At 61.3% G+C, this 12,287-nt stretch carries 10 protein-coding genes; 2 read left to right on the top strand and 8 right to left on the bottom strand.

All coding sequences use genetic code 11. The features are described 5' to 3' along the window. Positions 1 to 58: 58 nt before the first annotated feature. From CVS29_RS04695 to CVS29_RS18785, 7 genes are all read right to left on the bottom strand, one after another. On the bottom strand, positions 59 to 382 hold the full coding sequence (locus CVS29_RS04695) for a hypothetical protein (protein WP_110105176.1): 324 nt from the start codon (positions 380 to 382) through the stop codon (positions 59 to 61). A 53-nt stretch (positions 383 to 435) separates the two neighbouring features. Continuing rightward, a complete protein-coding gene (locus CVS29_RS04690) occupies positions 436 to 789 on the bottom strand; it encodes a sterol carrier family protein (protein ID WP_110105175.1) in 354 nt (117 codons plus the stop codon). 101 nt (positions 790 to 890) lie between these two features. Beyond that, positions 891 to 1,895: an asparaginase gene (locus CVS29_RS04685; protein WP_110105174.1), complete on the bottom strand. Its 1,005-nt coding sequence runs from the start codon at positions 1,893 to 1,895 to the stop codon at positions 891 to 893. Positions 1,896 to 1,941: 46 nt separating this feature from the next. Next, positions 1,942 to 2,469, bottom strand: coding sequence for a hypothetical protein (locus tag CVS29_RS04680; RefSeq protein WP_110105173.1), 528 nt, complete (start codon positions 2,467 to 2,469; stop codon positions 1,942 to 1,944). 122 nt (positions 2,470 to 2,591) lie between these two features. Next, a complete protein-coding gene (locus CVS29_RS04675) occupies positions 2,592 to 5,159 on the bottom strand; it encodes a S1 family peptidase (protein ID WP_110105172.1) in 2,568 nt (855 codons plus the stop codon). 490 nt (positions 5,160 to 5,649) lie between these two features. Then, positions 5,650 to 7,107, bottom strand: a complete 1,458-nt coding sequence (locus tag CVS29_RS18790) for a metallophosphoesterase (protein WP_245932063.1) — start codon at positions 7,105 to 7,107, stop codon at positions 5,650 to 5,652. After that, a complete protein-coding gene (locus CVS29_RS18785; RefSeq protein WP_245932062.1) occupies positions 7,004 to 8,263 on the bottom strand; it encodes a fibronectin type III domain-containing protein in 1,260 nt (419 codons plus the stop codon). Before CVS29_RS18785 ends, CVS29_RS18790 begins: the two co-directional genes overlap by 104 nt. Positions 8,264 to 8,585: 322 nt before the next feature. Between CVS29_RS18785 and purD the strand changes: the two genes are divergently transcribed. After that, positions 8,586 to 9,878, top strand: coding sequence for a phosphoribosylamine--glycine ligase (purD, locus tag CVS29_RS04665; RefSeq protein ID WP_110105343.1), 1,293 nt, complete (start codon positions 8,586 to 8,588; stop codon positions 9,876 to 9,878). A gap of 10 nt (positions 9,879 to 9,888) precedes the next feature. Then, positions 9,889 to 10,848 (top strand): phosphoribosylaminoimidazolesuccinocarboxamide synthase, encoded by a 960-nt coding sequence (locus tag CVS29_RS04660; protein WP_110105171.1) that lies wholly within the window; start codon positions 9,889 to 9,891, stop codon positions 10,846 to 10,848. A gap of 72 nt (positions 10,849 to 10,920) precedes the next feature. On the opposite strand, the gene CVS29_RS04655 is transcribed toward CVS29_RS04660, so the two are convergent. Then, on the bottom strand, positions 10,921 to 12,165 hold the full coding sequence (locus CVS29_RS04655; protein ID WP_110105170.1) for a helix-turn-helix domain-containing protein: 1,245 nt from the start codon (positions 12,163 to 12,165) through the stop codon (positions 10,921 to 10,923). Positions 12,166 to 12,287 lie beyond the last annotated feature (122 nt).

Genomic DNA, 12,287 nt, shown 5'->3' with positions numbered 1-12,287 from the left:
CGGCGCTTACGGGCACGCGGGGCGTACGCGCGCACGGGCATGCGGGCGCCAAACGGGCCTAGGCGGTCTCGGCCTCCGCGTTGCTGTGGTCATCGGGTAGCGGAGCTGCTAGGAGAGTTTTGCTGCGGCGCCGGCCCTGACGGTCCAAGATCAGGGCCATGACGGCGCCAAGGGTGGCGCCGGGGATCAGCAGCAGGACGGTGAAGAAGCCGAAGATGCTGGAGGTTTCAAATTCTTCACTGGGCGGTGCCATGAAGGTAAAAATGGCCGCTGTAACAACGCCTGTCAAGGCGCCGGCAATCATGAACGGGACATACTTCGGGGCGCGGCGCACTGTCAGTTTGCGGGGCTCTCCGGAGGTGGTTTCAGGCTGGGAAGTCATGCCTTAAGGGTACCCGGCGCAGCTTGGAATGCCCTGCGAGGGCGGAAAGTTCGCTACAGGGGCAGTTCGCCGGAGAGATCGGCCCGCAATCCGGAGGCCGCCACCTGGCCTCGTTCCACGGCATCCGCCCAGCTGAGGGTGCCGCTCACCAGCCCGAGCCAGGTTGCGGCGTCGCACTCCACCACGTTGGGCGGGGTGCCTCGGGTGTGGCGCGGTCCGGCGATGCACTGGGTCACCCCGAAGGGCGGCACGCGCACCTCCACGGAGTTCCCTGGGGCGCGCGCGGCCAATTCTTCCAAGGCGTACCGCACGGCCATGGCTGTGACGGGGCGGCTGTGCTCGCCGCCGCGCCACGCGCTCAGGGCGGCGCTTCCCTCGGCAATATCGATGCGGCGCCGGGCTGCCATGGTCTCTCCTACGGTTTTTGATGGTGGTGTTCGACGCCGGGTGGGCTGGGTTGGGCGGGCCATATTGGGTGGCTGGGTTGTGCCCGAGCGGGCCCGGGGCGTTAGTCCAGGAGGGCGCTGACGGCCTGGCCCAAGCGGAGGCTGCCGGCGTGGTGGCTTCCACCCAAAACCGGAGGAACCACTTTGCCGAGCACCTGCGCTACTGCGGGAATGTCCAGGGCGCCGCTTGCCGCCAATAGTGTCAGGCCCACAAGAGTTGCAGCCCTGCCGTTGCCGTCGAGCATCTTCACGGCAACACTGGCCCCGTTGGGGGCAGCTAAAGCCAAAACTCCTTCGGCACCCAGCTTGGCAAGGACACCGAGTTCCTCCATGACCACGGTGTTGGGCCGGCCATGGCCTTGAACAGCCCACGGATAATCCAGCATGGAAGTTGCAATGGTGGCGGCCCGGGCGTTCGCGTTTTTATCTGAGGGAGCCTTGGCCAAGGTGGTGAAGGCCCGGGCGAGACCTGTCAGGGAGACTGCCATGACGGGAGCGCCACAGCCGTCGGTTCCTGTGTGGCGGACCGTTTCGCCGGTGTACTCTTCCATCACGGTGCGCACGCCCCGCTGCATGGGGTGGTTAGGCTCCAGATAACCGTCCAGGTCCCAGCCGTTTTCCACACACGCCCAGAGAAACGCCGCATGTTTCCCTGAGCAGTTCATGGCAAGCTTTGATTTGCCCCGTTCGGTGCGGACAAGCCAAGCGCGGGCATCCGGATCGCCGGGCCAATCAGCGGGGCAGCCAAGATGAGCTTCTGTCAGTCCAGCCGTCTTGAGCATTCCTTCGACAAGGTCCATGTGCTGGAGGGAACCGCTGTGGCTGCCGGCAGCCACAGCCACTTGTGCCCCGCGTAGCGGAACCCCGGCCTGCATGGCGGCGAGGGCTTGGAGTGGTTTCGCGGCCGAACGCGGGTAGATGGGGGCGCTGACGTCTCCCAAAGAGGTCACTATTGATCCGTCACCGGCCAACACCACGGCCGAGCCGATGTGCCGGGATTCTACAAAGCCGCTGCGTTCAAGAACGGCAAGTTCAACGGCGTCATCCGCCCGGAATGTATGGATCATGGTGTCATCTTAGCGAGCGAATCCGTGACGGCTCCCATTGCCCGGCCTAAAGCGGTGACGCCAGTCCGGCGGATTCTTTAAAGACCAGTGGTACATCCCCGGCAGGTTTCGCGGCGGCGGCAGCAGCCTCGACGGAGCTGAGCTGGTCGGGGGCAACAAAGACGGTGACGGTTCCCGTGCGTCCGTCGGGGATGACCTTGTGGATGGCGGCGCCTTGTTCCGTGGGCAGCGTGTTTCGCCAGGCCAGGACCGCTTGCAGTGCCGTTTCAAGTTGTGCCGCATCAATGGTGACGAGTTTGGGGATGGCGCCAGCGGCCTTCACGATCGCTGCGGCGGCTTCCGTGGTCACGGCAACATGGAGTTGGTTCCCTTCAATCCAGGAATCCGAGTAGGCGTCGCCGAGTTCGCTGCGCAGTGATTCATTGAGCGCCAATAAAGTGCTGCTTTCTTCGGGGCTGGCCTGCTGGCTTGCCGCGGGGGATTCTTGTCCTTGGGTGGGTTTGCATGCACTCATGCCGAGGGCTCCTGCCATGGTGGCTGCGAGGACTATTGAGGAGATCTTCTTGGTGTTCATTGTTCCTCCGGTTAACGGCTGTGGGTCCCGTCCACAGTGAACGGGACCCACAGCCTACATTCGTACCCGTGTGGGTCCGGCAGTATTTGTAGTGCATGGACAGCCTATTGCCTAGGTGGTTATTAGCCTGCGTTGTTGCGGCGGCGAATCAGCAGGAATGCTGAACCTGCCAGCAGCAGCAATCCGCCGGCTCCACCCAGTACCAGCAGGGAGCTGGATGCGCCCGTGTTGGCCAGGTCGTTATTGTTCGGCGCGGTGGTCGGTGCTGCTGTCGGAGCTGTGGTGGGCGCCGTGGGCGCCTGTGTTGCCGGGGGAGTGGTCGGTTCCGGCTTCGGCTCAGCGAGCACCGTAAAGGTGGAGGTGGCCGTCAGGGAATCGAGGTCATCCACGCGCTGTACCACTGTGACGGTGTACGTGCCGCTGGCCAGCTGGGACCCCAAGTCAACGCTCCATGTGCCGCCAACTTCCTGTGCTGCTGTGACCGCGTACGTGCCCATGGCCAGTCTGGCGCCTAAGGCAACGCTCCCTGCGCCGTTGACAACGGTGGCGTCGTAGGTCTTGCCGTTTACGGTGACCTTGACGGTGGCACCTTCAATGTTGGTGCCCGTGATTTCGTTGGGACCCTCGTTGAAGGCGAACTGCTGGCCATTGCTCGGGGAGGTGATGGCCGGGGCGGCTAGTACAACGGAGAAGCTGCTGCTGGTAGATGTGGAGTCATTCCAATCCTCTAGCGTCTGTTTGGCGGTAACAGTGTAGTTGCCGACGTCCAAGCCGGGGGTGAGGGTGAAGGACCACTTGCCATCAGCGCCAACCACTGCGGTACCTTTAGCATCGCCGCTCAGTTCAACCGTGGCACCAGCCTTGCCGGTGCCGGCAAGGGTGGTGGCTGGGGTGAGAACCTTGCTGTCAGCGGCGGGGGAGGTGATGGCCGGTGCGGCCAGTGTCTCCTTGATGACCTCAATGGAAGCCTCGGTAGTTTCCGAGGTGCTGTAGCCGTTCGTGGTCTGCGCGGTGACGGAGAAGGTGCCGAACTTGTTCGGGGCCTTGACACTCCATTTGCCTTCGGTGCCGACTGTTGCTTTGGTCTCGACGCCGTCAATGGTGACGGTGACCTTGGTGCCTGCGGGGGCGCCAGTTACGGTGCCGGTGACGGCGCCTTCGCGGTATACCGGAGCGGTGGTGGTGACCTTGGGGGTCTCCAGGAAGATCTTCACGGTGTAACCGTCAGTGTGCTTCAAGGCGTCCGTCAGGCTGACGCCGTAAGTAATGACCTCGGGGGTTCCAGCGCTGATCATGCCCACGGCGGTATTGCCGGAAATAATGGCGCCACCAGAGTCGCCGCGGTCGGCTTTCAGGTTCGTGGAACCGAAGCCGCGGACGGCTCGGATGTCATCGCATTCGGCGACGGTGGGTACGGGGTCGCACTTGGCCGGGTCGGCTGGGTACGTGGTACCACCAACCGCGAATACGCCGACTTCGGTCACGGTGCCGCAGCTCCAGCCCGTAGTGCGGCCGGACTTGCAGATATCGGTGCCCACGATGGCATCGGAAACCCCTGTGACCTTGGGGCCCGAAGCCTTCGGGTCTGCCGGGGTCTTCCAGTCGGTGACCTTGGCCAACTGGTTAAGGTTCTCATCGATCTTGTTCATCACGGCCACATCGGTGCCGATGTTGTTGAGTTTGTTTTTGTCACCATTCCAGTCGGTAGGAATTGTCAGGGGGGAGTTACCCGGGCCGCCGAACTGCGAGGTGCCGAACAGGCCCAGCGGACCCAGGATGTCGCCGGAATCCTTGTCTTTGGTGATAGTCGGTTCCTGCTCGGGATCGGTAAGCAGGGTGTTCGTCAACGCACCGTCACCGGTGCAGTGGCCGGCGGTGACGATGGCTGGATCGCCTGCGGCGTTGAAGCCGTTCCAGCCGATGCTGCAGGTCCCACCCTTGTTGATGGGCTCGTCTACGGCGAGGTAGCCCTGGCCGTTTGTGACGTCGGTGGCCAAGGGGGTAGCGGGGCCGCTGGCAGCTTCAATTTTGACGTTGCCGTACTTGGCTGCAAAGTCTTCGGCCGAAGGCTTTGCCGCAGCGGTAAATGAGCGTGCTGTGGCGGTTACTTTGGAGCCGATCGGGTCACCGGTGCGAATGACAAATTCACCATTGCCGTTGACCATGACGGACTGCAGCCGACCTGCACCAAACTCGCCTATGTAGGCGGCCATGAGAGCGTCCACGCTGGCAGCGTCGACCTTGGCGGACAGCGGAGTTGCCTGAACTGTTGAGATGGAAACCTTGGCAGTGCCTGCTGCCGTCTTGGCGGCTACGGCTGCTGCCGGTGCTGCCTGGACGTTGATGGTGCCGCTCTTGACGGAAACCAGTGCGTTAGGGTCAGCCTTGACGGCTGCGGCCTGCACGTCGGCGGCCGTGGCGGCCAGTGCCCCCTGTGCGTTGAATTCCTCAACACTCATGCTCAAGTCGCGGTCGATTGCTTCGGCCAGGCCGCTGGGCAGGGCCGCTGTGTCAGAGCCTGTTGCTGAAGGCGTAGCAGTGTAGCTGGCCTCGGCAGTGTTGGTTGAGGCAGAGGTCGGTTCGGCCGTGGGCGCTGCTGTGGCGACACTGAAGCTGCCGCACAACAAGACGGCAGCTGCGGCGCAGGCCGCACCTCCGCGTTTAACGAAGGCGCGCGTGGATGCTTGCATGTAGGTGGTTCCCCCTGATGAGATGAAAAGTCCTGATGGATTGAAAGGTACGCGAATTTACCAGTATCTGCTGCGAGTGAACAGAATAATCCGAGCATAAAGCTATCAAGTGGAATAATTGCTTGCAATATAGATGACGGAAATGCTTCGCTTGTGGGCCTACATCGCTGTGATGGTGGGGAGAATCGGACTGCCCATTGACACTTTTACCTGACTGTGAATGGTGGTTCTGGGCACCTTCGCGGCATATCTTCTAGGCAAGAAATTCAGATTGTTACGTCAGTTGCTGGTTCCGCGACGATGTCTGAGCTTGCCTCCAAGCCCAGCAGCGCCACCCCGTGAGGCACTTAAAGCAGAGAGCCTCCGCCTGGGTTTCGAACCGGTGTCTAGATCACACCAAACCGTGCCAGGAAGAGGCTCTGCAACCGTTCACCCAGGGTTGGGCGCTTAACCCGGGGCGGGCACCCAACCCTGAATAATTCAGCGATCGCTAGCGATGCGAGGCCGCATGCTGGGATGCACGACGGCGACGAATACCAACTGCTGCGAAGGTGGCACCGAGTAGCAACAAGGCCAAGGCCACGCTGCTCACGAGGGCTGTGTTTGCGCCGGTGTTGGCCAGTTCGCCCTGGTTAGCTTGCGGGCCTGGCGTAGCGCTGCTGCCCCTTGTACTGGCGCTGTTGCTGGCGCTGCCGCTGGGGCTGGGAATAATATTCTCTGCAGCCACTACCTGCAGTGAGGCCCAGCCAAGAAGGGATCCGTCTGAGGCTTGGATAACAATGCGGTGTTGGCCGGGCGAGGCATCGACGGGCACCTTCGCGGTGAGTGTACCTGTCTCATCCGCCGTGAAATTTCCCAAGAGGGTTGGGGTTGAGTAGAGCCAAGCCCAAACCTTGGAGCCAGCAGCTTCACTCCCGAGTGAAACATCAATATTTTGCCCGGCGGTGGCAGATGCAGGCGCCACAACACCCCCGCGATTCGCTTCGGTAAGAGTCTGCGGATCAATGGCAGCCGGGGTCGCGCTGGGTTCAGAAGTCGCGCTGGGTTCGGCTGTCACCGCGGGTTCCGGGGTCGCCGTCGGCTCCGCCGGAGCAGTGACACCTGCCTCAGTCACCCACTTTTTCCCGGCATCAGACTTGTTGATGGTGAACTCGTCATAGAGGGCCCCTACCGGCAGATCGGTGGTTGCGTTGGCGGTCTTTTCGGCGAGGTAGGAACGGTATCGCAGCTTGTCGCTGGAAACGTCCACTACCTGGTACGTAGTCACGCCTGCACCTCGGAGCACCTGAGTGGCGCCATTGTTGGTCCACACGTTCTTGGCATCAGTTTCGAGGTTGTAGTGCTTAGCTCCGGAGTTGGAGACTGCGTAGACCGGGCCGGTCGTCAGCCCCGGAGTGTCAGTCTTGTCCGTGTTCAGGATCCCGCGGCCATAGGTATGGTCGTGTCCCATGAGCACCAAATCGATGTTGTGCTTCTGGAAGATCGGAACCCAGATCTCGCGCAGGACTGGCTCATCTCGGCCACTTGAGGTGGAGAAAACCGGCTGGTGGAACGTCACCACATTCCACTTGGACGGGCTGGTTTCAAGCACCTGATCAAGCCAGGCGCCCTGGAACTCGGTCCAGAGCCGGGCAACTTTGGTGGAGGGGCATGCCGCTTCAGTACATGCCGGCAAGTTCTCCGGGGTCAGGAACGCGGTGTCTCGAGTGGCGTTGATGGTGATGAACCTGGTGTCCTGATAATCGGTGAAGTAAACGGTTTCCGCGGCGAAATCAGCCCAGTGCGTGAAATATGCGGCGTACTGGCGGGAAACATCCGTATCCCCAACGGCGAGCTTGGACATCTCACCGATGGTTTCGGCGCGGGGGTTGTTGTGCGGGTATTCGAAGTTGGCCTTCCATGCCAGCGAACCAGTTGAGCCACTGGGTTTCGTTATTGCCGGAGTCAATCAAATCTCCTGCGTGAACGGATCCTATGGAGTTAGGGGCCTTGGCTTCTGCTTGGCGCACCACCTCGGGCCAGGTGGAATCGAGGCCGATCTGTGCGTCACCGTAGTAAATGAACTGGAAGTCCTTGGCATTGGGGTCAGCTGTGGTGAACGTGTTCCACTCACTCCAGCTCCCTTCCAAGCCCACCCGGTACGTGTACTTACTGGCGGGGACCAAACCAGAAATGGTTGCTGAATAGTGCGGCTTCGGGTTGCCGTTCACCTTGCCGGCCATATAGGCGTCAATGGTGCGCTCACTGCCGCCTGATGTGCGCTTAATCTGGACCTGGCCACTGGTATGAGTGGCATCGCCGGCCAGCCAAGAAAATGACTGGGAGGTTTCCGGGGTAGTAGTGGGGGTCAAAATTACTCGCGACGGCGGTGCGTTCAGAGTCTCGCCGGCCTTCGTCAAGCGGACGGAGGGGACATCCAGATAGATATCGGAGCTGGTTTCTCGGTCTTGGTAGAGGGCAATAGCAACCGTGTTGGTGCCCTCGGTCAGCACAGAGGAGCTCGCAGAGAAGGTGTTGGAGACGGGGTCGCCGTTGCCGGTGCCAGCGTATTGCTGATTCTCGCTTCCAGTAGCCCGCTCGTCCAAGAAACCGGCAACCTTGATGCCGTTGATCCACACGGCTGCGGCATCGTCGTGGACCAGATCGCCAACAATGGAATCAATTCCGGCCTTGGCGCCTTGGCCAAGTTCGAAGGTGCTGCGGAAGAAGTATGTGGGGACGGCCGGCGAACTTTTGCCGTCCAGGTAATGGTTCAGCAGCGTGGTGGGAGTGTGCGGCCCAACTGCGGTGAGTTGGCCCTTCTTGGCTCCGAATGATCCCTTGGCGCTCTTCCACGTTGAATCGTCAAAGCCGGAAGCGGTCCATGAGCGCACATCGGCTGAGCCACCTGCGGGGTCGGATCCGTCGTCTAGATACTGCCAGGTGGTCATTGCCGTGGTGATGACCGGAGCATCGCGAGCAGGAGCAGGAGCAGGAGCATCGGTAATCGGAGCAACGGCAAGGGCCGCTGCAGGGAAGGCAAGGGCGCCGCCGAGCACAGCGAGCAGCACGGCCGAAGCTAACCCTCGGTGATGCCTTCGGTCCGGGGACTTGGTCAATGTCATGTATTCCTTCACTAGGGATTCAAAAAGCATGTGCGGTCCGCAGGTACTTGGTGCCTTGCTAGCCTCTTCACAACCTGTGGAGGTTGGAGAATGCGGGTGGCGCGCATGAATCTTGAGCCTATTGAGCCATGGTTGCCTCCAGCATGCGCCCAGATAGTTTTCAGGTAAATCGGCGGTGAACACTGCGCGGTGACTTTGCATAGAACCTCGAGTGGAACGTCATTGCGTGGCGGCCCCGAGTGAAGCGTTGTGATGGGAGAACATTGAAGTCATCATCTGCCCCGAGGAGCGGATGATCTACCTAGCCAAGTACCCTAGAGGGGTGAAGGTTTTAGTCATTGGCCCCGGAGGCCGCGAACACGCCATTATCCGCTCGTTGCTCAGCGACCCTAACGTCAGTGAAGTGCACGCCGCACCCGGTAATGCCGGGATCGGCGCCATAGTACCCACACACGCCGTGAACGCCAGCGATCCAGCTGCCGTGGCAGCCCTGGCAGTGAAGCTTGACAGCGACCTGGTTGTGGTGGGCCCCGAAGCCCCGCTGGCAGCTGGCGTATCCGACGCCGTCCGTGCCGCAGGTATTGCGGTATTTGGACCCAGCAAGGAAGCCGCGCAGCTTGAGGCGTCCAAGGCGTTCGCCAAGACCGTCATGGCAGAAGCCCAGGTTCCCACGGCCATGGCCAAGGTTGCGGTCAATAGTGGCGAAGCTGCCGACGCCCTGGACACGTTCGGCGCCCCTTATGTGGTCAAGGATGACGGCCTTGCAGCGGGTAAGGGTGTAGTGGTTACAAATGACCGCGACGAAGCCCTGGCACACGCCCAGTCCTGCTTTGACGTGGGCGGCACGGTGGTCATTGAGGAGTTCCTTGACGGCCCCGAGGTCTCCCTCTTTGTTCTAGCCGACGGGCGGACTTGTGTACCACTGGCCCCCGCGCAAGATTTCAAGCGCATTTTTGACGGCGACGAAGGTCCCAACACTGGCGGCATGGGAGCCTACTCCCCGCTGGAATGGGCCCCGGCAGGGCTGGTGCAAGAAGTCATTGACCGCGTTGCCCAGCCAACCATTGACGCCATGGCCCGCCGCGGCACCCCCTTCACCGGTGTACTGTACTGCGGATTGGCCCTGACCAGCCGCGGCACCCGTGTCATTGAGTTCAACGCCCGCTTCGGGGACCCCGAAACACAGGCTGTCCTGGCCCGGTTGAAGACCCCCCTTGGCGGTGTGCTCCTTGCCGCAGCCAAGGGCCAGCTTGATGAGATTGACGAGTTGCGCTGGGCACCTGAGACGGCTGTCGCTGTGGTGCTGGCCAGCGGCAACTACCCTGATGCGCCGCGCACTGGGGACCGGATTCGCGGTTTGAAAAAGGCCAACCGGCTCGACGGCGTGCACGTGCTCCATGCGGGCACTGGCACGGACGCCTTCGGAAATACTGTCAGTGCCGGAGGCCGGGTGCTGGCTGTGGTTGGTTTGGGTGAGGACCTCGAAGACGCCCGCGAAAAGGCGTACGCCGGCATTGAGCTGATCTCCTTGGAAGGCGGCCAGTACCGCAAGGACATTGCGGCCAAGGCTGCCCGTGGGGAAATCACCGTGGCCACCATCCTTGAACAGGCCTAGGAGCCACCTCATGAGTTCTTCCATTCCCGCTGCCCCCGCCCTCCCCGGTTGGACCCACGTCTATTCAGGCAAGGTCCGTGACCTCTATATCCCCAACCCCTCCGCCTTGTCGGTGGACCCTGCCGGTTCCCCCGGCGCTGTCCGGACCCCGTTTGCCGGCCGCGATGATGTGGTTCTGGTGGTAGCCAGTGACAGGATCAGCGCCTTCGATCACATCCTGGTCAGCGAGATTCCGGACAAGGGTGCCATCCTGACGGGATTGAGCCTGTGGTGGTTTGAACAGCTCAACGTGCCCAATCATCTGGTTGCCACCACTGTTGAAGATGGTGTTCCCGCGGCCGTGGCCGGCCGGGCCATGGTGTGCAAAAAGCTTCAGATGTTCCCCATTGAATGCATTGCGCGCGGCTATCTGACCGGTTCCGGACTGATTGAATACCATGCCTCACAGACGGTGTGCAGCCTGCCGCTGCCGGCCGGCTTGGAGGACGGTTCACGCTTGGCGGAGCCCATTTTCACACCCTCAGCCAAGGCGGAAGTTGGCGAACATGATGAAAACATCAGCTTCGCACAAATGGTTCAGACGGTGGGCGAACACTCCTCCGAGGCGTTGCGTACCCTGACCTTGGAAATTTACTCCCGCGCCGAGGAAATCGCCCGTGAACGCGGCATCATCTTGGCAGACACCAAAGTGGAGTTCGGCACGGATCCGGCTACCGGCGTCATCACCCTAGGCGATGAGGTGCTGACTCCGGATTCCTCCCGTTTCTGGGATGCTGAGCTGTGGGCTCCGGGTCAGGCCCAGCCCAGCTTCGACAAGCAGTATGTGCGGGATTGGCTGATCAGCCCCGAATCTGGCTGGGACCGCGCCTCAGATACTCCGCCACCGGTACTACCAGCCGATGTCATTGAGCGCACCCGGGCCCGCTACGTGGAGGCCTTTGAACGCCTGACGGGCGCCACCTTCATCTAGACCTAACACAGCAACTGGCCGGGCAAAAAGAGTGATTTCACTACTTTCGCCAGGCCAGCTGCTTTTAAAGTGTTAGCTGTGAGACGGCTCCAGCTCCGTCATGAAATCCTGGGCCACGGCAGCCCTGTCCAGTGCGCCAGCCAGCGTGTAACGCTCCCTGGCGTCGGTATAGGCGGCCACAGCTTCCGGGCAGCGGTTGGCTGCCTGCAGAGCGTTACCCAAAAGCAACGCTGAGTCTCCTGCAATGTGAGGTGCCAGCTCATCCTTCTGCTTCTCAATGCGTTCCAACAGCTCCAACGCCGCGGGCAGTTCATTGTTGAGGTAGTGCCAGCGGGCTCGAAGCATGGAAACTTCAAGAGTTTCCGCAAGGGTGGCGCCTACAACAGAGTGGGCCAGTTCGCTGCGTTCAATGGCTTGCAAAGTGGCAGGCTCCACCACGCCTGCCATGAGACGAACCCACGCAGTGGCCTTGTTGAACTGGGCCCAGCGTGAGAGATCTGAGGCCGGCGAGAGCAATCTGCTGGCCTTTGCATGGTGTTCGAGTCCCGTGCGGATGTCCGCCCGGATGAACGCTACATTGCCAATCACCCAGTGAATTTCGCCGGCCATCTGGGCAGGTGTGGAGTCGGTGACGGCATCGGCCAGGGTCTGGGTATGCATCCAGGCCTCATCCAGCCTGCCAGATTCCGTCAGGCCGCCAATGAGGGTTTGCAACGCCATCAAATAAGCGCCGAACTCTTCCTCACTGTCGCCGGAGCCAATACTGACGGCCAAGGTGCCATGCTCGATCGATTCCTGCAGGCGGCCTTGGGCCAGCGACGCCGCAGATATGACCTGGTGGGCGCGCAGTGACAAGGCATCACTATCGGCGGTGATGGGGTGTTCGAGCAAGGTTTGCAAGAGCTGCACAGCCTGGCATTCCTCGCCGTGGCGCAAGAGTGAATTGGCGGCCAGAAAGGTCATGTTCCACCAGGTGACCAGGTCCTTGTTGGACTGGGCCAGCTCGGCGGCGGCCTGCGCATTGGTGGCGGCACCTAGATAATCACGCGTATCCCAGCATTGCTGGGCGTAGAGGGAAAGCCGCAGCGAGCCGCTCTCCTTCGATGTGGCTGCTCCCTCGGCCCAGACGGTGATCGACGACGGGGCAAGATCGAGCTGCCGGGCAAGCTGCAAGATGATGTCAACCGTAGGTTCGCGGTGTGCGTTTTCCAAAAGAGAAATGTAGCTGGCAGAGTATAAATCCCCACCCAATTCGCCCTGGGTCAGGTGCCTCGCCAACCGTTCTTGTTTCAGCCGATCACCAAAACTACTGCCCATGGGGGATTCCTTTAACTCACCTGTTGCCGACTATTGGCTCAACTCTATTGCCTCGCCCAGTACTAATTGTGGAAAACATGACAAAAGCTGTCAAATGCGGCGTAAATGAGCGGATTGGCCAA

It is taken from the genome of Arthrobacter psychrochitiniphilus (genome assembly GCF_003185915.1).
Classification (GTDB): domain Bacteria; phylum Actinomycetota; class Actinomycetes; order Actinomycetales; family Micrococcaceae; genus Specibacter; species Specibacter psychrochitiniphilus.
This window is presented reverse-complemented; position numbering and strand designations above follow the sequence as displayed.

Excerpts from the sequence above, each read along its gene's own strand:
- CVS29_RS04695 (WP_110105176.1), bottom strand. The coding sequence starts at position 382 with ATGACTTCCCAGCCTGAAACCACCTCCGGAGAGCCCCGCAAACTGACA.
- CVS29_RS04690 (WP_110105175.1), bottom strand. The coding sequence starts at position 789 with ATGGCAGCCCGGCGCCGCATCGATATTGCCGAGGGAAGCGCCGCCCTG.
- CVS29_RS04685 (WP_110105174.1), bottom strand. The coding sequence starts at position 1,895 with ATGATCCATACATTCCGGGCGGATGACGCCGTTGAACTTGCCGTTCTT.
- CVS29_RS04680 (WP_110105173.1), bottom strand. The coding sequence starts at position 2,469 with ATGAACACCAAGAAGATCTCCTCAATAGTCCTCGCAGCCACCATGGCA.
- CVS29_RS04675 (WP_110105172.1), bottom strand. The coding sequence starts at position 5,159 with ATGCAAGCATCCACGCGCGCCTTCGTTAAACGCGGAGGTGCGGCCTGC.
- CVS29_RS18785 (WP_245932062.1), bottom strand. The coding sequence starts at position 8,263 with ATGACATTGACCAAGTCCCCGGACCGAAGGCATCACCGAGGGTTAGCT.
- CVS29_RS04660 (WP_110105171.1), top strand. The coding sequence starts at position 9,889 with ATGAGTTCTTCCATTCCCGCTGCCCCCGCCCTCCCCGGTTGGACCCAC.
- CVS29_RS04655 (WP_110105170.1), bottom strand. The coding sequence starts at position 12,165 with ATGGGCAGTAGTTTTGGTGATCGGCTGAAACAAGAACGGTTGGCGAGG.